Annotated in this window: 18 protein-coding genes; 14 read left to right on the forward strand and 4 right to left on the reverse strand. The window is 72.6% G+C overall.

What is annotated here, in order from left to right; all coding sequences use genetic code 11:
* The first annotated feature begins 18 nt into the window (after positions 1-18).
* From G514_RS0104245 to G514_RS24845, 13 genes are all read left to right on the forward strand, one after another.
* Positions 19-444: a cupin domain-containing protein gene (locus tag G514_RS0104245; protein WP_036563606.1), complete on the forward strand. Its 426-nt coding sequence runs from the start codon at positions 19-21 to the stop codon at positions 442-444.
* Between the two features lie 65 nt (positions 445-509).
* Positions 510-1,733 carry an EfeM/EfeO family lipoprotein gene (locus G514_RS0104250; RefSeq protein WP_028650742.1) on the forward strand — a complete coding sequence of 408 codons (1,224 nt, stop codon included), beginning with the start codon at positions 510-512 and terminating at the stop codon, positions 1,731-1,733.
* On the forward strand, positions 1,730-3,007 hold the full coding sequence (gene efeB / locus G514_RS0104255; protein WP_245582094.1) for an iron uptake transporter deferrochelatase/peroxidase subunit: 1,278 nt from the start codon (positions 1,730-1,732) through the stop codon (positions 3,005-3,007). The genes G514_RS0104250 and efeB overlap by 4 nt, the downstream gene beginning before the upstream one ends.
* Before the next feature lie 56 nt (positions 3,008-3,063).
* Positions 3,064-4,734, forward strand: coding sequence for a phospholipase C (locus G514_RS24830; protein ID WP_084151763.1), 1,671 nt, complete (start codon positions 3,064-3,066; stop codon positions 4,732-4,734).
* A 4-nt stretch (positions 4,735-4,738) separates the two neighbouring features.
* Positions 4,739-5,170 carry an NUDIX domain-containing protein gene (locus G514_RS0104265; RefSeq protein WP_036563499.1) on the forward strand — a complete coding sequence of 144 codons (432 nt, stop codon included), beginning with the start codon at positions 4,739-4,741 and terminating at the stop codon, positions 5,168-5,170.
* Positions 5,167-6,108 (forward strand): SMP-30/gluconolactonase/LRE family protein, encoded by a 942-nt coding sequence (locus G514_RS0104270; RefSeq protein ID WP_028650745.1) that lies wholly within the window; start codon positions 5,167-5,169, stop codon positions 6,106-6,108. Before G514_RS0104265 ends, G514_RS0104270 begins: the two co-directional genes overlap by 4 nt.
* Positions 6,109-6,140: 32 nt before the next feature.
* Positions 6,141-8,054, forward strand: coding sequence for a 1-deoxy-D-xylulose-5-phosphate synthase (dxs, locus tag G514_RS0104275; protein ID WP_028650746.1), 1,914 nt, complete (start codon positions 6,141-6,143; stop codon positions 8,052-8,054).
* A gap of 103 nt (positions 8,055-8,157) precedes the next feature.
* Positions 8,158-9,117: a proprotein convertase P-domain-containing protein gene (locus tag G514_RS0104280; protein ID WP_157544593.1), complete on the forward strand. Its 960-nt coding sequence runs from the start codon at positions 8,158-8,160 to the stop codon at positions 9,115-9,117.
* Between the two features lie 62 nt (positions 9,118-9,179).
* The gene (locus G514_RS24835) at positions 9,180-10,151 is read left to right on the forward strand and encodes a PAC2 family protein (protein ID WP_051246712.1); all 972 of its coding nucleotides are present in this window, start codon (positions 9,180-9,182) and stop codon (positions 10,149-10,151) included.
* Positions 10,148-11,011, forward strand: coding sequence for an acyl-CoA thioesterase (locus tag G514_RS0104290; protein WP_028650748.1), 864 nt, complete (start codon positions 10,148-10,150; stop codon positions 11,009-11,011). Before G514_RS24835 ends, G514_RS0104290 begins: the two co-directional genes overlap by 4 nt.
* Before the next feature lie 247 nt (positions 11,012-11,258).
* Positions 11,259-12,683, forward strand: a complete 1,425-nt coding sequence (locus G514_RS28965; protein WP_157544594.1) for a M23 family metallopeptidase — start codon at positions 11,259-11,261, stop codon at positions 12,681-12,683.
* Between the two features lie 93 nt (positions 12,684-12,776).
* Positions 12,777-13,355 (forward strand): ArsR/SmtB family transcription factor, encoded by a 579-nt coding sequence (locus tag G514_RS0104300; RefSeq protein ID WP_028650749.1) that lies wholly within the window; start codon positions 12,777-12,779, stop codon positions 13,353-13,355.
* Positions 13,352-14,602 carry an MFS transporter gene (locus G514_RS24845; protein ID WP_051246716.1) on the forward strand — a complete coding sequence of 417 codons (1,251 nt, stop codon included), beginning with the start codon at positions 13,352-13,354 and terminating at the stop codon, positions 14,600-14,602. The genes G514_RS0104300 and G514_RS24845 overlap by 4 nt, the downstream gene beginning before the upstream one ends.
* Positions 14,603-14,606: 4 nt before the next feature.
* Here the strand turns inward: G514_RS24845 and G514_RS0104310 are convergent, their stop codons facing one another.
* Positions 14,607-15,452 carry a MaoC family dehydratase gene (locus G514_RS0104310; protein WP_028650750.1) on the reverse strand — a complete coding sequence of 282 codons (846 nt, stop codon included), beginning with the start codon at positions 15,450-15,452 and terminating at the stop codon, positions 14,607-14,609.
* 76 nt (positions 15,453-15,528) lie between these two features.
* Positions 15,529-16,863 carry a 3-oxoacyl-ACP reductase gene (locus G514_RS0104315; protein WP_028650751.1) on the reverse strand — a complete coding sequence of 445 codons (1,335 nt, stop codon included), beginning with the start codon at positions 16,861-16,863 and terminating at the stop codon, positions 15,529-15,531.
* A gap of 96 nt (positions 16,864-16,959) precedes the next feature.
* On the opposite strand from G514_RS0104315, the gene G514_RS0104320 reads away from it, so the two are divergent.
* Positions 16,960-18,261: an acetyl-CoA C-acetyltransferase gene (locus tag G514_RS0104320; RefSeq protein WP_028650752.1), complete on the forward strand. Its 1,302-nt coding sequence runs from the start codon at positions 16,960-16,962 to the stop codon at positions 18,259-18,261.
* A gap of 15 nt (positions 18,262-18,276) precedes the next feature.
* On the opposite strand, the gene G514_RS0104325 is transcribed toward G514_RS0104320, so the two are convergent.
* The gene (locus G514_RS0104325; RefSeq protein ID WP_157544595.1) at positions 18,277-18,576 is read right to left on the reverse strand and encodes a hypothetical protein; all 300 of its coding nucleotides are present in this window, start codon (positions 18,574-18,576) and stop codon (positions 18,277-18,279) included.
* 55 nt (positions 18,577-18,631) lie between these two features.
* Positions 18,632-19,315 carry a TetR/AcrR family transcriptional regulator gene (locus G514_RS0104330; protein ID WP_028650754.1) on the reverse strand — a complete coding sequence of 228 codons (684 nt, stop codon included), beginning with the start codon at positions 19,313-19,315 and terminating at the stop codon, positions 18,632-18,634.
* Positions 19,316-19,376 lie beyond the last annotated feature (61 nt).

The following is a 19,376-nucleotide window of genomic DNA, read 5'->3' on the forward strand; positions in this document are numbered from 1 at the left end:
GCCACCTACCGTCTGTGCATGACCCCGACGGCGGCCTCCTCGGTGCTCAAGGTGGCGCGCAGCGACATCTCGCTGACCGACCAGCCGATCAACCCCGACTGGATCCTCGAGGGCACGCCCCGCGCGCGCATCTCGGAGTGGGGCGAGAGCCCCGACGGCACCACGTCGCACTGGACGTGGGACTGCACGGCGGGCCGGTTCCGCTGGTACTACGACGTCGACGAGACGATCGTCGTCGTCGCCGGCGCGGTCACGATCCGGGTCGACGACGAACCGCCGGTGCGGCTCGAGGTGGGTGACGCGGCGTACTTCCCGGCGGGGCACTGGGTGACCTGGCACGTCGAGGAGTACGTCCGCAAGCAGGCCGTCGTCCGCGTGCCGGTGCCGCGCACCATGCGGCTGGCCGTCAACGGCATCGGCCGCCGCAAGCACCGCCTGCGCTGAGTCGGGACCGGCCCACCCTGAGGGGGATCGACCACAGCCGAGGGCCGACCTAGGCTGGCCGCCTCATGGCCCCCTCCCGGCGGATGCACCTGTCCGCGGTCCTCGTCCTGGTGGCCGCGGCGGTCGCGGGCACGGTCGCGACCGCGGTCTCCACGAGCGACCGCCGGACCGCGACGGCCGCACCCGGCGCGCCCGCCGCCGACGCCGCGCCCGGCGTCGTGGACGTCCACCTGGACGACTGCGGTTCCGCGTGGGTGCCCGGACCCGCAGGAGGGCAGGAGATCACCCTGCACAACACCGACTTCCGCGCGGGGGAGGTCCGCGTCGTGGGGGTGGGGGCAGGCAACGGGCGCAAGGTCTTCGCCGAGCTCGAGCCGTTCGGCCCGGGCAGCACCGTGACCCTCCACGTCCGGCTAGCCGCCGGCGACTACGCGCTGCAGTGCCTGTTCGAGGAGCACGCGCCGGTCACCGGTCCGGCGCGCACCGTCACGGGGGACGCGCCCGGCGTCCGGGGCGTCCGCCCGCTCCCGCAGGACAAGCTGGTGCGGGCCACGCTGCGCTACACCGCCTGGGTGCGCCGCCAGCTCCCGGCGCTCGAGCGGCAGACCCGTGCTCTGTCCGCGGCGGTGGCCGCCGGCGACGTGGCGGCCGCCAAGCGCTGGTGGCTGACCGCGCACGCGGGCTACGAGCGGCTGGGCGCGGCGTACGACGCGTTCGGCGACCTCGACGGCGTCATCAACGGCCTGCCCGCAGGACTGCACCGGGGGGTCCGCGACCCGGGCTTCACGGGCTTCCACCGCGTCGAGCTCGCGCTGTGGCACCCCGCCTCGACCAGCGCGGCCGAACGGCGCCGGCAGGCCGCGGCGCTGGCGGAGGCCGTCGGCGACCTGCGCAAGGAGCTCGCGAGCGCCCAGCTCGCCCCGCTGACGTTCTCGATCCGTGCCCACGAGATCGCCGAGAACCTGCTGCGCCCGGTCCTCACCGGCCAGGCCGACCTCGGCAGCCACAGCGACCTCGCGACCGTGGCGGCCGGTCTGGAGGGCACCCGGGTGGTCCTGGACCTGGTGCGCCGGCAGCTCCGGGGCCGCTACCCGCACCTGCGGCGGCTGCTCGGTGAGGTGGAGCGGGCCCACCGCGTCGTGTCCAGGCTGGCCCGCGGCCCGCTCGGGCACCGGGCGGTGGACGACTGGCCGCTGGCCCGCCGGCAGCACGTCGACGCCCTGGTCGCCGGTCTCGCCGAGCGGCTGGCGCCGGTGGCCAGCGTGCTCGAGCCGAGGAGGGTCACGTGACGGGCGACCGGCCCAGCGACCGGCCCGGCGACCGGCCCAGCGGCATCCAGCGCCGCGGCCTGCTGGGCGCCGGCGCCGCGGGCGCGCTCGGCGGGGCCGCGGCCGGCGCCAGCCTGGTGCCGGGGTGGGGCCCCGGGCGCGGGGCCGCCGCCGAGGCGGCCGCCCGGAGCGAGCCCGCCGCGCCCATCCCGTTCCACGGCGTGCACCAGCCCGGGGTCACCCGCGAGGTCGTCGCCAGCGCGGCGTACGTCGCGTGCGACGTCACGACGACCCGCCGTCGCGACCTGGCGGGGCTCCTGAGGACCCTCACCGACCGCTCGCGCTTCCTCTGCACGGGCGGCCGGCCGCCGGACGTCGGCATCACCAGCCCGCCGTCCGACTCGGGCGTGCTCGGCCCCGAGCTGCCCGCCGACGGGCTGACCGTGACCGTGTCGGTGGGCGCGAGCCTCTTCGACGACCGGTTCGGCCTGGCGCGACGCCGGCCGCGGCGGCTGACGACGATGGGCACGTTCCCCGACGACGACCTCGACCCCGACCTGTGCCACGGCGACCTGATGCTGATGATCGCCGCACCGCACCCCGACACGGTGCTGCACGCGCTGCGCGACCTGCTCCGCCACACCCGCGGGGCGCTGCAGCCGCGGTGGCGGGTCGACGCCTTCGGCTCCCCGCCGCGGCCGTCGGGCACGCCGCGCAACCTGATGGGGTTCATGGACGGCACCGCCAACCCCGGCCCCGAGGAGCTCGACCGGCTGGTCTGGGTCGGCGTCGGCGAGCCGGCGTGGACTGCGGGCGGGAGCTACCAGGTGGTCCGCGTGATCCGGATGTTCGTCGAGTTCTGGGACCGCGTCGGGCTCAACGAGCAGGAGCGGATGATCGGCCGGCGCCGTGACACCGGCGCGCCCTTCTCGGGGTCGGTCGAGACCGACGTGCCGGACTACTCCAACGACCCGGTCGGCGCGACCACGCCGCTCGACGCCCACATCCGGATGGCCAACCCGCGCACACCCGCCACCGACGGGAGCCGGATGCTCCGCCGCGCCTACAACTACGACCGGGGGCTCGACGCGAACGGCGACCTGGACATGGGGCTGGTCTTCACGGCGTACCAGAGCGACCTGCAGCGGGCGTTCGTGACCGTCCAGAAGCGGCTCGCGGGGGAGCCGCTGGTCGACTACATCTCGCCGATCGGCGGCGGCTACTTCTTCGCCCTGCCCGGCGTCCAGGACCCCTCTGACTGGTATGGGCAACGACTGCTCGCGGGCGTAACGTGACGAACGGCCCGCCTCCCGGCCCGCCTCGTCGAACATCCCAGGAAGGTTCGCAGCGCATGCCTCGTCGTCTCGGAACCACCGTCGGCGTGTGCGCCCTCGCCGGCGCGCTCGCCACCCTCGTCGTCGGAGCCACCGTGCCCGGGTCCGGTGCCGCCTCGCGGGCACCCGCGCCCGCGCCGGTCGCCTCGGGCCAGGCGGCGACCGGCGTCTCGCCGGTCGCGTTCCTCGACCCGAGGAAGGGCAGGACCAAGACCCCCATCAAGCACCTGGTCGTGATCTTCGACGAGAACATCTCCTACGACCATTACTTCGGGACCTACCCGAAGGCCACCAACAAGGGCGGCGGCACCAAGTTCAGGGCGAAGAAGAACACGCCGAGGAACGACAACCTCATCACCTCGAAGAAGCTGAAGAAGAACCCCAACCTCTACAAGCCGTTCCGCCTCGGGCCGAAGCAGGCGCTCACCTGCGACCAGAACCACGGCTACACCGCCGAGCAGAAGGCCCACAACCTCGGCCACATGGACCAGTTCGTCCAGAACGTCAGCGTCGACACCTGCTCCGGGCCGTTCGGCGCACCGGGCCTGACGATGGGCTACTTCGACGGCAACACCGTCACCGGTCTCTGGAACTACGCCCAGAACTTCGCGATGTCCGACCGGTCCTTCGCCGACAACTTCGGCCCCTCGACACCGGGCGCGATCAACCTGGTCTCCGGCAACACGCACGGCTTCGTCGAGGTCGACCCGGTCACCGGCGCGCCCGCCACGCCGTCCAGCCAGCTGATCGACCACGACCCGACGACCGGCGTCGGATCGATGATCGGCGACCCGCAGCCGTACCACGACGACTGCTCGCACCACGCCGGCGCCAACCTCGTGGTCGGCACAGGCCGCAACATCGGCGACCTGCTCAACGCGAAGGGGATCACCTGGGGCTGGTTCCAGGGCGGCTTCACGCCGACGTCGCCGTGGCCGGGCGCTCCCGGCACGTTCGCCACGTGCGGGACGACGCACCAGAACGTCGGCGGCGGCAGCTCGATCGACTACATCCCGCACCACAACCCCTTCTCCTACTACCCCTCGACGGCCAACCCGCACCACCTGCCGCCGAGCTCGATCAAGGCCGTCGGCACGACCGACCAGGCCAACCACAACTACGACCTGTCGGTGTTCGCGCAGGCGATCAAGAACAAGAGCCTCCCGGCCGTGAGCTTCCTCAAGGCGCGGGCCTTCGAGGACGGCCACGCGGGCTACTCCAGCCCGCTCGACGAGCAGCGCTTCCTGGTGGAGCAGATCAACCTGATCCAGAAGTCGAAGTACTGGAAGGACACCGCGATCGTCATCGCGTACGACGACTCCGACGGCTGGTACGACCACCGGGCCGCGAAGATCACCCACGGCTCGCATAACGCGACGCTCGACACGCCCCTGTGCTCGGGCGTCCCCGCGGCGGGCGGCTACACCGGTCGCTGCGGCCCCGGTCCTCGGCTCCCGCTGCTGGTCCTGTCGCCGTACGCCCGGGCGAACTTCGTCGACCACCACCAGACCACGCAGTCCTCGATCCTCCGGTTCATCGAGGACAACTGGAAGGTCGGCCGGATCGGGGACTTCTCCTTCGACGCCGGCGCGGGCTCGCTCAAGCACCTGTTCGACTTCAAGCAGCGTCGCACCATCCAGCTGCTGCTCAAGCCGAACGGCGCGGTCAAGCGGCTGAGGGGCAAGTAGGGCGGTGGCCCGCGAGTTCGCCGGCGTGATCGTGGTCGACCGCCGGGGCTGGATCCTGCTCCAGGAGCGCGACGAGCACCCGGTGATCGACCCCGAGCGCTGGGGCCCGCCGGGTGGGCACCTCGAGGACGGTGAGGACCCCGCCGAGGGTGCGGCGCGTGAGCTCGAGGAGGAGACGGCGGTCCGCATCGACCCCGCGGAGCTGACCCTGTGGCGGGCCATCGAGGTCTTCCACGAGGCCTACGGCTCCTGGGACCGGATGCACGTCTACGCCACCAGGGCGGACCTGGTCGACGCGGACATCGAGTGCCGCGAGGGCCGGCAGATCGTCTTCGTGGAGCCGGGCGCAGCCCGGGCGCTCGACCTCACGGCGTCGGCGTCGATCTCGGTGCCGGGCTTCCTCGACTCCGACCTCTACGCCACCATGACCGCGTGAGCGCCCCGACTTCCTCCGCCCTCACGGTCGTGCCGGTGCCGGGACCCGGCGCGGAGGACGTCGTGGTCGCCACGAGCGGTCCGGACGAGGGCTCGGTCTTCACCGGCACCGCCGACGGCGCGATCTGGAGGACCAGCCACGACGGCGCGAGGATCGACCGGGTCGCCGACACCGGCGGGCGTCCGCTCGGCATCGAGCTCGACCCCGACGGCCGGCTGCTGGTCTGCGACGCCCACCGCGGGCTGCTCCGCGTCGACCCGGGTTCCGGTGCCGTGGAGACCGTGACCGACAGCGTCGACGACGTGCGGATGGTCTTCTGCAACAACGCGGCGATCGCGGAGGACGGCACCGTCTGGTTCTCGGACTCCTCACGCAGGTTCGGCATCGAGGACTGGAAGTCCGACTTCGTGCAGGTCACCCGCACCGGCCGCCTGCTCCGGCTGGGCACCGACGGGGTGGTCACCACGGTCCTCGACGGCCTGGCGTTCGCCAACGGCGTCGCCCTGGCCCGCGACGAGTCCTACGTCGCGGTGGCGGAGACCGCGGCGCGCACGGTCGTCCGCCACTGGATCACCGGTCCCCGCGCCGGCACCCGAGACCTGCTCGTGCAGGACCTCCCCGGCTACCCCGACAACATCGCCCGGGGCTCCGACGGCCTGATCTGGGTCACCATCGCGAGCCCCCGTGACCCTGTGGTGGAGCGGCTGCAGGGCGGCCCGATGTTCCTGCGACGGGCCGCCACCCGCATCCCGGAGGCGATCCAGCCCAAGCCGAAGCGGACCGTGCGGGTCCAGGCCCTTGACGACACCGGGCGGGTCGTGCAGGACGTCGACGTGCGGACGGACGGCTACCACATGGTGACCGGGGTCCGGGAGCACGAGGGCCGGGTCTGGCTGGGCAGCCTGCACGAGCCGGCGATCGCGTTCATCGATCTCTGATCTGGGCACCCCCACCCGTAGACTCGCTGACCATGGGCCTGCTCGACACGATCTCGGGGCCGCGCGACCTGCGCCGGCTCTCCGACGACGAGCTCGAGACCCTCGCGAGCGAGATCCGCGACCGGCTGATCGCCTCGTGCGCGCCGGTCGGCGGCCACCTCGGGCCCAACCTGGGCGTCGTCGAGCTGACGATGGCCATCCACCGCGTCTTCGACTCCCCGCGCGACCGCGTCGTGTGGGACACCGGCCACCAGGCCTACGTCCACAAGATGGTGACCGGACGGGCCCGCGAGTTCGACCGGCTCCGGGTCGAGGGCGGGCTGAGCGGCTACCCGAGCCAGGCCGAGTCCCCCCACGACGTCGTCGAGAACAGCCACGCCTCCACCGCCCTGAGCTACGCCGACGGGCTGGCCAAGGCCTACGCCATCCGGGGCGAGGACCGCCACGTCGTCGCCGTCATCGGCGACGGTGCCCTCACCGGCGGCATGGCCTGGGAGGCGCTCAACAACATCGCGGTCGCCAACCGATCGCGGCTGGTGATCGTCGTCAACGACAACGGCCGCTCCTACACCCCGACCGTGGGCGGTCTCACCACCGCGCTCACCACGCTGCGCACCAGCCCGCGCTACGAGCAGGTGCTCGACGTCATCAAGCGGCGCCTCAACGCCGTGCCCGGTGTCGGCCCGGCCGCCTACGACGCTCTGCACGCGATGAAGAAGGGCGTCAAGGACGCCGTCGCCCCCCAGGGGCTCTTCGAGGACCTCGGCCTGAAGTACGTCGGGCCGGTCGACGGTCACGACCGCGCGGCGACCGAGCACGCCCTGGCGCAGGCGAAGAAGTTCAACGGGCCGGTGATCGTGCACGCGATCACGCGCAAGGGCTTCGGCTACGACGCCGCCGAACGCCACGAGGCCGACCAGTTCCACCAGGTCGGGCCCTTCGACCCCGACTCGGGGGAGCAGGACCCCAAGGGCACCATCTGGACCAACGCCTTCACCGACGAGATCGTCCGGATCGGCCAGCGGCGCAAGGACGTCGTCGCGATCACCGCGGCGATGATGCACCCGGTCGGGCTGCACCAGTTCCAGGCCCGGTTCCCCGAGCGGACCTTCGACGTCGGCATCGCCGAGCAGCACGCGGCGACCTCGGCGGCCGGGCTCGCCATGGGCGGGCTGCACCCGGTCGTCGCGATCTACGCGACGTTCCTCAACCGTGCGTTCGACCAGGTGCTGATGGACTGCGCCCTGCACCGTTGCGGGGTCACCTTCGTCCTCGACCGGGCCGGGGTCACCGGCGACGACGGTGCCAGCCACAACGGCATGTGGGACATGTCCATCCTCCAGGTCGTCCCCGGCCTGCGTCTGGCCGCGCCCCGTGACGCCACCCGGGTCCGCGAGCTGCTCAACGAGGCGGTCGACGTCGAGGACGCACCCACGGTGCTGCGCTTCCCCAAGGGCCAGCCGCCCGAGGACATCCCGGCGGTCGACCGGGTCGGCAGGGTCGACGTGCTGGTCCGCAACGGCGTCAAGGACGTGATCGTGGTCGCCGTGGGCGCCATGGCCGAGACCGCGGTCGACGTGGCCGACCGGCTGGTCGCGCAGGGGATCGGCGTCACGGTCGTCGACCCGCGGTGGGTCAAGCCGGTCGACCCGGCGCTGGTCGAGCTCGCCCGCGAGCACCGGCTCGTGGTGTCCATCGAGGACAACGGAGAGACGGGCGGCTGCGGGGCGGTGCTGCTGCAGACGCTCAACGCCGCGGGCGTGACCACGCCGTTCCGGCTGCACGCGATCCCGCAGGAGTTCCTCGGCCACGCGAAGCGCGGCCGCATCCTCGAGCGGATCGGCCTGACCCCGCAGGCGATCGCCCTCGGCATCGTCGAGGACGTCACGGCGGTGACCCAGCCGGACGCCGCCCGAGCCCGCCTCGACGCCGAGCGGACCGTCTGAGACTGCCTCCGGGCACCCGCCATAGTCGATTCGGGCCATTCTCGACGGGCCTCGCCGTCGCTAGGTTGAAGGCCTCTGCTCCAGCTCATCCCCGGGGGACGCCATGACCCGAGCTCCGATCCGTCTTCTCTCCGCCACCGTGGTTCTCGGCCTCGCCGTGACCGGGGCGCTCGCCCTCGTCGCGCCGCCCAGCCAGGCCGTGCCGGGCGCACACAAGTTCGCGGGCACGGGCTTCGGCGCGATCCCCGACGGGTCCTCGCCGTGCCCCACACCCGGGGCGCCGCGCAACGTGACCTTCAACGTGACCGGGATGACGGCCCCCTTGACCGACGTGCGGATCACGGGTCTGCAGTTCGACCCCGCGCACCCCTTCCTCGGCGACCTCTCCGTCTCGCTCATCGCACCCAACGGTGCGACCCACGTCGTCTTCGCCAGGACGGGCGCGACGACCGCCACCGGATTCGGCGACAACAGCAACGTGTCCGGCCCCTACACCTTCGCCGACGACGCCGCCGGCAACTGGTGGACGGCGGCGGCAGCGGTCGATCTGAACACCAACGTCGCTCCCGGCAGCTATCGGACCAGCCAGTCGGGCGGCGCCGGAGCCACCGGCGCCGTCAGCTCGATGAACGCCGCCTTCGCCGCGCTGGCCAACCCCAACGGCACCTGGACCCTGCGAGTGACCGACGGCTGCGCCGGCGACACGGGCGCGGTGACGGCCGCGACGCTCGAGCTGACCGACGCGACCGCGTGCGCGACCCAGCAGGCCGCCGTCAGCAGCGCCGCGACGGCCGCCGCCTCCGCCGACCAGGCAGCGGCCGCGGCCGGCGACGCCGTCGCGAAGGCCACCAAGAAGGTGACGAAGGCCAAGCAGCGGCTGAAGAAGGCCGTGCGCAGCGGCGCCCAGGGCAAGATCGCGAAGGCGAAGGCGAAGCTGAAGAAGGCCAAGAAGGCAGCGAAGGCCGCGAAGGCCGCGAAGGCCGTCGCCGACCAGGGCGCCGCCACCGCCCACCAGCAGCTGGCGGCGGCCCAGGCGGCGCTCGCCGCCTGCCAACAGGCCTAGCCTGCCCCCAGCCCGGGTGCACACCTCGGAGGTCGCGCCCGGGCGTCTGCGAAACTGGACGGGTGCCCACCGAACGTCTCGTGCACATCGTCGACGAGGTCCCCGAGCTCGAGGGGGTGACCGACCTGACGATGGTGCTCGTCCTTGACGGGTTCCTCGACGCAGGCAACGCGGCCGCGCACGCCGCCCGGCACCTCGCCGACCTCGGCACCGGCGCCACCACGCCCGGGCCGGTCGTGGCGACGTTCGACGTCGACCAGTTCCACGACTACCGCGCCCGGCGCCCGGCGATGTCGTTCGTGCGCGACCACTACCAGGGCTACGACGCGCCGCGGCTCGTCGTCCGCCTCCTGCACGACAGCGGCGGCACGCCGTACCTCCTCCTCCACGGCCCCGAGCCGGACAACCGCTGGGAGGCGTTCGCCCGGGCGGTGCGCGAGGTGCTCGAGCGGCTCGGCGTCACGCGCGTCATCGCGATGGGCTCGGTCCCGATGGCGGTGCCGCACACGCGCCCGATCGCGATCACGCCCCACGCCAACCGTCCCGAGCTCGTCCCGGGTGCCAGCCCCTGGCGCGGCGAGCTGCGGATCCCGAGCAGCGCGCAGGCGCTGCTGGAGGTGCGGCTGGGGGAGTGGGGCCACGACATGCTCGGCTTCGTGGCGCACATCCCGCACTACCTCGCCCAGCTCGACTACCCGAAGGCCGCCGCGATCCTGCTCGAGCAGGTCGAGCTCGCCGGCCGGCTCACGATCGACCTGAGCGAGCTGCACGAGCTCGCCCGCGAGCGCGAGACCGAGATCGAACGCTACCTCGCGTCCAACGACGAGGTCGGCGACGTGGTCCAGGCGCTGGAGCAGCAGTACGACGCGTTCGCGCGCGCCGAGGGCGCCGGTGAGAGCCTGTTGGCCTCCGACGAGCCGTTGCCGACCGGCGAGGAGATCGGCCAGCAGTTCGAGCAGTTCCTCGCCGGTCTCGACGCCCAGGACGACAAGGACACCGACGGCTACCCCGGCGACTCCGAGCGCGACGCATGAGCGATCCGTCGCCCGTCGCCGACCTGCTGCACCTCCTCGACCTGGAGAAGCTCGACGACGACCTCTACCGCGGCGCCCAGCCGCCGTCGGCTCGCGCCCGGGTCTACGGCGGTCAGGTGGCGGCGCAGGCGCTGGTGGCCGGCGTACGCAGCGTGGAGCCGGAGTTCGTTCCGCACTCCTTCCACTCCTACTTCCTGCTGCCGGGCGACTACGCGATCCCGATCATCTTCGACGTGCAGCGGATCCGCGACGGCCGGTCGTTCCTCACCCGGCGGGTGACCGCGAGCCAGCACGGGCGGCCGATCTACCACCAGACCATCAACTTCCAGCGGCCCGAGGAGGGCTTCGACCACCAGGACGTCATGCCCGAGGTCCCCGGCCCTGACGAGGGCCTCGACCTCGTCGACCTGATGCGCGGTCGCGGCAACGCCGACGCCGACGAGCTCGGCAAGGAGTGGGCCTCGATCGAGGTGCGCTTCCTCGGCAACTCCAAGCACGGGCTCGCTCCCGACCCGCGGCACCCCTCGCGCGCCCAGATGTGGGTGCGGTTCAGGGACGGCCTGCCCGAGGACCCGATGGCCCACCTCGCGGCGTTCACCTACGCCAGCGACATCAGCCTCCTCGGTGCCGCGCTCGCCGTGCACGACGTCGACCCGGCCAAGGCGCTGATGGCCTCGCTCGACCACACGCTGTGGTTCCACCGGCCCTTCCGGGCCGACGAGTGGTGGCTCTACGACCAGTGGTCGCCCAGCGCCCACGGCGGCCGCGGCCTGGCCTTCGGTCACGTCTACACCGCCGACGGCACGCTGGTCGCGACCGCGGCGCAGGAGGGCGTGATCCGCTCCCGTCGTCCGGGGTAGTCCGTGACCGGAGGGCCCCTGATGCCGCCGATCAGGGGCCCGTACGTCACGGACTACCCCGCCACGTGTCACTCCAGTCACGCGAAGCACATCCGTCACAGCGGTCAAGACCGGACACCTCCTCCGTTCGGTCATTTCTGCCCGATTCCACGCACGGGGCGGATGTGACGAATGTTGAGTGGGGGACATGTACCGGCCGCAGCACCGAGCCCCCATCCGGCGCCGACCGACCCTCCGTCACGCCTCCGTGGCCGCGGTCGGGGCGGCCGCGCTGGTCGCTGCCGCCGTGCTCGGCCCCTCGGCGTACGCCGACACGCAGTCGCACTTCACCCACCAGCCCTCGAAGCCCGGCAAGCCGGGCAAGGGCAAGCCCGCCAAGCCCGGCAAGCCGGGGAAGCCGGACAACGCGGGTGACGACGACGCCCACGACGCGAACGGCCACCACGACCCCTCCGCGACCAACGGCGGCAAGTCGCTGCCGGGCGACGTGGGGCTGAACCTGGCCGACCTGCGCCCGACCGCCCCGCCGGCCACGCCCTACGAGATGCCGTTCCCGTGCAGCGAGACGTGGTCGGGCTCGACCCGCTCGGGGCACAGCCCGAGCGTCCGGGCCGTCGACTTCAACTACCCCGGCGGTGACCTCGGCAAGCCGGTCGTCTCGGCCGCGGCGGGCACGGTCGTCACCGTGGTGGTCGGCCCGAACAAGCCGAGCTACGGGCAGTACGTCGTCGTCGACCACGGCAACGGCGAGAGCTCGCTCTACGGCCACCTCGACTCGGTGCTCGTCAGCCTCGGCCAGGTCGTGCAGACCGGCACCCAGCTCGGCACCGTCGGCCGCACCGGCAACGCCAGCGGCCCGCACCTGCACTTCGAGGAGCGCGTCGGCGGCGCGGTCGTCGACGCGTGGTTCCACGGCTCGCGGTTCCCCATGAACTCGTCGCAGGCCTCGCAGAACTGCGGCACGGTCGCGGTCACCGACATCCCCCTGGCCGGCGACATGTACGGCGGCCGGTCGGCCGAGGTGATGGTCTACCGCAAGTCGCGGCCCGCGGCGTTCCACATCACCCGCAGTGGCGTCAAGGAGCGCGTGATCAAGCTCGGCGTCGGGTCGGACCAGCCGGTGCTGGGCGACTGGGACGGCGACGGCCGGGTCAACCCCGGCGTCCGCCAGCCCTCGACGCGCCAGTTCGTCCTGCAGGTCAAGCGCAAGAAGACCATGGTCCGGTTCGGCAAGCCGGGCGACCTGCCGATCGCCGGCAACTGGGACGGCACCGGCGCCTGGGAGATCGGCGTGCGCCGGTCGAGCTCCGCCAAGTTCATCCTCCGCATGTCCGACGGGTCGAAGCAGAAGGTCGCCCTCGGTGACGCCAACGACCTGCCGGTCACCGGCGACTGGGACGGCAACGGCGTCACCGACCTCGGTGTCTACGACCAGGCCACCGCGACGTTCACGCTGCTCGCGAAGGACCCGATGGGCACGCCGTTCACGATCGCGATCCAGTTCGGCGCCCCGGGCGACGTGCCGGTCACAGGTGACTGGGACGGCAACGGCCTCACCGACCTCGGCGTCTGGAGCCCGGTCACCGCCATCTTCACCAAGCGCGGGGCCGTGGCCCCGGCGGGGGCGACCGGTCGGGTCAAGAAGCTGCAGTTCGGCCGCGCCGCAGGCTGACGTTCGTGAGGCCGCCCCGATGTCAGGACGCGCCCCGGCGCAGTCCCACAACAACCATTGCACAATGAGTCTTGTGCATCTACGGTCGGCCGCATGGACGAGAGCCGCAGGGTCCGCGCCAGCGTCGAGCAGGTCGCCGCGAGCCACCACCCGGTACGCCGCCGGCTGCTCGAGGTGCTCGGTGTCGACGGGCCCGCGACCGCGAGCCACCTGGCCGAGCGCACCGGCGAGCTGGTGGGCAACGTCAGCCACCACCTCAAGATGCTGGCCCGGGCCGGCCTCGTCGAGGAGGCGCCGGAGCTGGCCAAGGACCGCCGCGAGCGCTGGTGGCGGCACGTCCCCCTCTCGCTGAGCTGGTCGCTCGCCGACGTCCGCGGCGACCCGGTCGGCGAGGCCGTCGCGGTCGCCGCCGAGCACGAGAACGCCGAGCTCCACCTGCGCCGGGTCCGCGAGTGGATGGCGGCCCGCGACGGCTCCGAGCGCTACGACGAGGCCTGGACGCAGGCGGCGTTCTCCACCGAGACGTGGGTGCACGCCACGCCCGAGGAGCTCCACGATCTCGGCGAGGCCATCAACGCGCTGGTCGTCGAGTTCCGCGCCTCGCACCACGAGCCGGGCCCCGGCCGGGAGACATGCTTCGTGTTCGCCCACGGCGTCCCGAGCGCGCCGTGAGCGCCTCGACGCCCACCGCCGCGGCCGAGGCGCCGCCGTTCGGCAGGGACCGGCTCTTCCAGGCCTGGGCGGTCGTGTCCGGCCTCTCGCTGGCGGGGGACTCGGCCTGGTTCGTGGCGTTCGCGTGGACCGCGGCGACCGTCGCCGACCCCGCGACCGCCGGCCTGGTGCTGGGCGCCGGGACCATACCGCGGGCCCTGACCTCGCTCTACGGCGGCACGCTGGCCGACCGCCACGACGCCCGGCGGGTGGTCATGCTGGCGAACGCCGGCCGGATCGTCGTCCTCTCGCTCGGTGCCGTGCTGGCCACGACCCTCGGCATCAGCGTCGGGCTGCTGCTCGGCATCGCGATCCTGTTCGGCGTCCTGGACGCGCTCCACAACCCCGCGGCGTCCACCCTGCCGCGGGTGCTGCTGCGCAGCGACGACCTGCCCAACGGCGCCGGGCTGATGCAGGTGGCCGGCCGGCTCGCCCGCTTCGGCGGCGCACCGCTCGGCGGGGTGCTGGTGGCGGTGGGCGGCCTCGAGCTGGTCATGGCCGTCGACGCGGTCACCTTCTGCGTGGTCGCCGTCTTCGTGGGTCGGTGGCTCCGGCCGCGCTACCCACGCGAGCTGAGCTCGACGGGGTCCTTCCGCCGCGACCTCGCGGCCGTGGCGACCTATCTCCGCGAGGCGCCGCCCGTCCGGGCCTTCGTGGTGTCGCTGTCGGGCCTCAACCTGTTCGTGAGCCCGGCGCTCGCGGTCGGGGTCACGATCCACGTCCACCGGTCGGGCTGGGGTTCCGCCACCGTCGGCGTGGCGGACGCCCTCGTGGGTGTCGGCGCCGCCGTCGGCGCGCTCTTCGCGATCCGCTTCCGCTCGACCCAGCCGGCGCGGACGGGTCTGGTGATGCTGCTCGGTCAGGCCCTGGCGATCGGCGTGATCGGGGTCGCGGGCCGGCCCGTGCTCCTCGGTGCGTGCGCAGTCATCGGCATCACGGCCGGGCTGGCCTCGACCCAGCTCTCCGGCGCGTTCCAGCAGCTGGTCGACCCGGCGTACCTGGGCCGGCTCGGCGCGGTGATGTCGCTCGGCGACGACGTGCTCATGCCCGTGGCCCTCGTCGGGTTCGGTGCCCTCGTGGCAGGTGCCGGGCTGGCCCTCGCCTGCCTGGCTGCGTGCGTCGGGTTCATCGTCATGGTGAGCTGGGCGCTGGTGCGGCTGAGCGGGGCGCCATCGGTGGCCGCCCAGCATGACCGGGCAACGGACTAGAGGGCTACAACGCGGTGGTGCGGCCGGCCAGGTGGGGTGACCCGTCCTTCGGGCTGGTCAGCGAGAACGCGAAGCCGTCGTCGAGCGTCGTGGAGCCGAACGCCACCGAGCCGGGCAGCAGCACCGGCCGCTTGAAGGCCACGTCGACGCGCACCGCGTCGGGCAGCCGGTTCTCCAGCGCAGCGACGCACCGGGCCAGGGTCCACATGCCGTGCGCGATCTGCCGGGGGAAGCCGAGCGCCTTCGCCGTGATCGGGTAGAGGTGGATCGGGTTGTGGTCGCCCGACACCGCGGCGTAGCGCCGCCCGAGGTTGCCGGGAAGCTTCCAGACGATGCCGCTCGGCTCCGCGTCGGGGAACACGCTGCCCGACGACGCCGACCCGTCGCCCTTGCCACGGCGCAGGTACGACGACGTCTCCTCCCACACGGTCTCGCCGTCTGCCCTGACGAGCGTCTGGAAGTCGTAGATGCGGCCCTTGGGGTGCGGTCGGCTCGGCCCGACGTTGACCGTGACGTTGACCGACTCGCCGATCGCGATCGCGCGGTGGGCGGTGATGGAGTTCTCGAGGTGGACGGTGCCGATCGCCGGCGCCGGGAAGCCCGGGTCGCTCATGATCGACATCTGCAGCGGGAACGCCAGCAGGTGCGGGTAGGGCAGCGGCACCGTGTCCTTGGTCGGGAAGCCGCACACGTGCGCGAACGCGTCGACGTGACCGCGCTCGATGGTGGTCGCGGTGCCGGTGCGGCTGAGGCCGGAGAACTCCCCGCCGGTCTTGCGGATCCCGGGCAGCTGGTTGACCACCGGGATCGAGGGCAGCGCGGCGCGGGCCAGGGTGAGGGCGGCGTTCACGTGGTCGATTCCTTTCCGGGGTCCCCGCGACGTTGTTCGGAGGAGCGTGCGGGGGAGAAGAACGTCGTGGGGTGGTTCATGCACCCAGCATCATCTGGCCGCAGACCCGGACCACGTTGCCGTTGACCGCGGACGACCCGGGCGAGGCGTACCACGCGATGGTCTCGGCGACGTCGACGGGCAACCCGCCCTGGGCCATGGCGTTGAGCCGCTGGCCGACCTCGCGGGTTGCGAACGGCACGGCCGCCGTCATCTGGGTGATGATGAAGCCCGGCGCGACGGCGTTGATCGTGATGCCGTCGGTGAGCTCGTCGGCGAGCGAGTCGACCAGGCCGATCACGCCCGCCTTGGACGCGGCGTAGTTGGTCTGGCCGACGTTGCCCGCGATGCCGGCGATCGACGCGACGCCGACGACGGAGCCGTTGTCGTTGATCACCTTCTGGTCGAGCAGCTCGCGGGTGATGCGCTCCGGGGCGGTGAGGTTGACCGCGATCACCGAGTCCCACTTGTCCTCGGCCATGTTGGCCAGCTTCTTGTCGCGCGTGATGCCGGCGTTGTGGACGACGACGTCGACGCCGCCGTGCTTCTCCGCGAGGTGGTGCGCGATGCGCTGCGGGGCGTCCTTGGCGGTGATGTCGAGGGCCAGCCAGTCGCCGCCGAGCTCCTTCATGAGCGTCTGCAGGTCGTCGGCGAGCTGGGGGACGTCGACGCCGACCACCGTCGCGCCGTCGCGGTGGAGCACCCGGGCGATCTGCTCGCCGATGCCGCGGCTCGCGCCGGTGACGAGGGCGATCCGGCCGGCGAGCGGGAGCGTCCAGTCGGCCACCTCGCCCGCGGTCGTGGTGCCGTGGGCGCCGATACGGATCACCTGGCCCGAGACGTAGGCCGACTTGGGCGAGAGGAGGAAGGCCAGCGTCGACGTCGTGGCACCCTCGGCGCCCTCGGCGACGTACACGAGCTGGACCGTGCCGCCGCGCCCGATCTCCTTGCCGAGGCTGCGGGTGAAGCCCTCGAGCGCGCGCTGGGCGACCCGCTCGGCGCCGGAGACCTGCTCGGGTGGCGTGCCGAGGACGACCACGCGCGGGCAGGTGGCGAGGCTGCGGAGCTTGGGGGAGAAGAAGTCGCGCAGCGCGTGCAGCTGGGTGGAGTCCTTGATGCCGGTGGCGTCGAGGACGAGGCCCTTGTACTGCTGCTCGGCGTCGAACTGCGTGGTGGACGCGATGCCCAGCACGTCGAGCACGCCGGACAGCGACTCGGCCAGCCGACCCGCGCCGCCCACGACGACGGTGCCGTCGACCAGCGGCGCGCCGGCGGTGTAGCGCTCCAGCCTGGTGGGGTCGGGGAGGCCGAGGTTCTTCACCAGCAGCTTGCCGACGGGGGAGGACGTGAAGCCCTGGTAGCGGTCGCTCATGTCTGAATGCAACTCTCTGTGTAACTGGGTGTCCACATTTCGTGACACCCGCCTCACTGTCTTGGCTTTCGATGTTACTCGCGGGAAACTTCAAGCATGACTTCGCTCAGTGGTGGGTCCATCCGTCGCGTCGCCGTCCTGGGTGGCAACCGGATCCCGTTCGCCCGCTCCAACTCCGCCTACGCGAGCGCGTCCAACCAGGACATGCTGACCGCCGCGCTCGACGGTCTGGTCGCCCGCTTCGGGCTCGAGGGCGAACGGCTCGGCGAGGTGGTCGCCGGCGCGGTGCTCAAGCACTCCCGCGACTTCAACCTCGCCCGCGAGGCGGTGCTCGGGTCGAGGCTGTCGCCCGAGACGCCCGCGACCGACATCCAGCAGGCCTGCGGCACCGGGCTCCAGGCGGCGATCCAGGTCGCGAACAAGATCGCGCTCGGCCAGATCGAGGCCGGCGTCGCCGGTGGTGCCGACACGACGTCCGACGCACCGGTGGCGATCAGCGAGAAGCTGCGCAAGAAGCTGCTCAAGGTCAACGCCGCCAAGGACACCCGCGGGCGCCTGGCCGCGCTGGCGGCGATCCGCCCCGGCGACATCGGCCTCTCGATCCCGCAGAACGGCGAGCCGCGCACCGGGCTCTCGATGGGCGAGCACGCGGCGCTCACCGCGCTGGAGTGGCAGGTCGGCCGCGAGGAGCAGGACGAGCTCGCCGCCGCCTCGCACCAGCACCTCGCCGCGGCGTACGACGCGGGGTTCCTCGACGACCTGATCACGCCGTTCCGCGGCCTCGAGCGCGACAACAACCTGCGCTCCGACTCGACCGCCGAGAAGCTCGCGAAGCTCAAGCCGGTCTTCGGCAAGGGCGAGTCGGCCACGATGACCGCCGGCAACTCGACCCCGCTCACCGACGGCGCCTCGACGGTGCTGCTGGCCTCGGAGGAGTGGGCGGCCGCGCACGACCTCGAGCCGCTGGCCTACCTGACGGCCTACGAGACCGCGGCGGTCGACTACGTGCACGGCGGCGAGGGCCTGCTGATGGCCCCGGCGTACGCCATGGCCCGGATGCTCGACCGCGAGGGCCTCTCGCTCCAGGACTTCGACTTCTACGAGATCCACGAGGCGTTCGCCTCGCAGGTGCTGTCGACGCTCAAGGCGTGGGAGGATCCGGTGTTCTGCAAGGAGCGCCTCGGCCTCGACGCGCCGCTGGGCTCGATCGACCGGTCGAAGCTCAACGTCAACGGCTCCTCGCTCGCCGCCGGCCACCCGTTCGCCGCCACCGGCGGCCGGATCGTCCCGGTGCTCGCGAAGCTGCTCGCGGCGTCCGAGGGCGGGACCGGCCGCGGCGTGATCTCGATCTGCGCCGCGGGCGGTCAGGGCGTGACGGCGATCCTCGAGCGGGCCTGACCTGAAGGGGACTGGTCAGCCGGCAGCCAGCTGCGAGACCTGGGCGACGCGCGCCAGGTCGACCTCGACCCCGATGCCCGACTTGCGGAGCAGCGGGTAGCGGCCGGACCGGGGCACGGTGACGTAGCCGGCGGCGTCGAGGACGGCGCGTCGCTCGTCGACGGCGAGCAGGAACGCCGCGCAGTCGGCCGCGTCGAGACCGTCGCCCGGCCACACGAGCGTGCTGCTCAGGACGTCTTCGCGGCGCGCCTCCAACTCGGCCGCCGCCGCCTCGAGAAGGGCCCGCATCCGCTCCACCGCTGCGTCGTTCGCCACGCCCTCACGCTAGGGGCGACCACCGACACCCGGCCTGTCCGCGCTTGCGGTCTCCTCAGCGGGTGGCGAGGGCCAGGGCCGAGGCGACGAGGTACTGCCGGACCTGGTCGGGGGAGATCTCGCCGACGGTCGGGATGCCGGGCGCCGACTCGGTGACGAGGATGCCGACCCGGGCGAGCTGGAGGGCGCCGAGGCCGCTGGCGTAGAGGGTGTTGGCGAGCAGGTTGGGGTCCTCGACGCGGAAGTCGCCAGCGTCGATGCCGGCCTGCAGGGTGGCGACCAGGATCGAGAGGCAGCCGGAGATGCCGCGGCCGAGCCGGAAGAGCGCGCCCTCCGAGATCTCCTCGAGCAGCTCGTCGCCGCGGCGGCGCATCAGCGCCTGCGCGCAGTCGATGAACGCCGGGTGCGCCAGGCCGTAGTCGACGAAGGCGGCCACCAGGAGCTCCAGCCGACGGGGTGCCGGGGTGTCGGGGTCGTCCGCGAGCTCGAGGGCGCCGTGGAGCTCGTCGAGGTAGCTCACCAGCGTGAGCGCGAACAGCTCCTCCTTGCCGGAGAAGTGCCGGTAGACGATCGCGCGGTTGATGCCGACCGCGTGGGCGATGTCCTCGATCTGCGCCTCACGGACGCCCTTCTCGTCGAAGAGCGCCCGGGTCGCGGCGATGATCTCCTTCTCTCGGACCCGGCGTCGGGCCGCCGCGGCCGAACGACGACCGTCGGTCTTGGGGACGCGCGTGACCATGGACGGATGGTAATGCGCGTGCAACTCCGAGTTGCACGAGTGTGACGGGAGTCCTAGACAC

It is taken from the genome of Nocardioides halotolerans DSM 19273 (assembly GCF_000422805.1).
Taxonomy (GTDB): Bacteria; Actinomycetota; Actinomycetes; order Propionibacteriales; family Nocardioidaceae; genus Nocardioides; species Nocardioides halotolerans.

Coding starts and splice junctions, on each gene's coding strand:
- G514_RS0104300 (WP_028650749.1), top strand. CDS start 12,777: ATGGACGAGAGCCGCAGGGTCCGCGCCAGCGTCGAGCAGGTCGCCGCG.
- G514_RS0104330 (WP_028650754.1), bottom strand. CDS start 19,315: ATGGTCACGCGCGTCCCCAAGACCGACGGTCGTCGTTCGGCCGCGGCG.
- G514_RS0104315 (WP_028650751.1), bottom strand. CDS start 16,863: ATGAGCGACCGCTACCAGGGCTTCACGTCCTCCCCCGTCGGCAAGCTG.
- G514_RS0104290 (WP_028650748.1), top strand. CDS start 10,148: ATGAGCGATCCGTCGCCCGTCGCCGACCTGCTGCACCTCCTCGACCTG.
- G514_RS0104320 (WP_028650752.1), top strand. CDS start 16,960: ATGACTTCGCTCAGTGGTGGGTCCATCCGTCGCGTCGCCGTCCTGGGT.
- G514_RS0104280 (WP_157544593.1), top strand. CDS start 8,158: ATGACCCGAGCTCCGATCCGTCTTCTCTCCGCCACCGTGGTTCTCGGC.
- G514_RS0104245 (WP_036563606.1), top strand. CDS start 19: ATGACCCCGACGGCGGCCTCCTCGGTGCTCAAGGTGGCGCGCAGCGAC.
- dxs (WP_028650746.1), top strand. CDS start 6,141: ATGGGCCTGCTCGACACGATCTCGGGGCCGCGCGACCTGCGCCGGCTC.
- G514_RS24830 (WP_084151763.1), top strand. CDS start 3,064: ATGCCTCGTCGTCTCGGAACCACCGTCGGCGTGTGCGCCCTCGCCGGC.
- G514_RS0104250 (WP_028650742.1), top strand. CDS start 510: ATGGCCCCCTCCCGGCGGATGCACCTGTCCGCGGTCCTCGTCCTGGTG.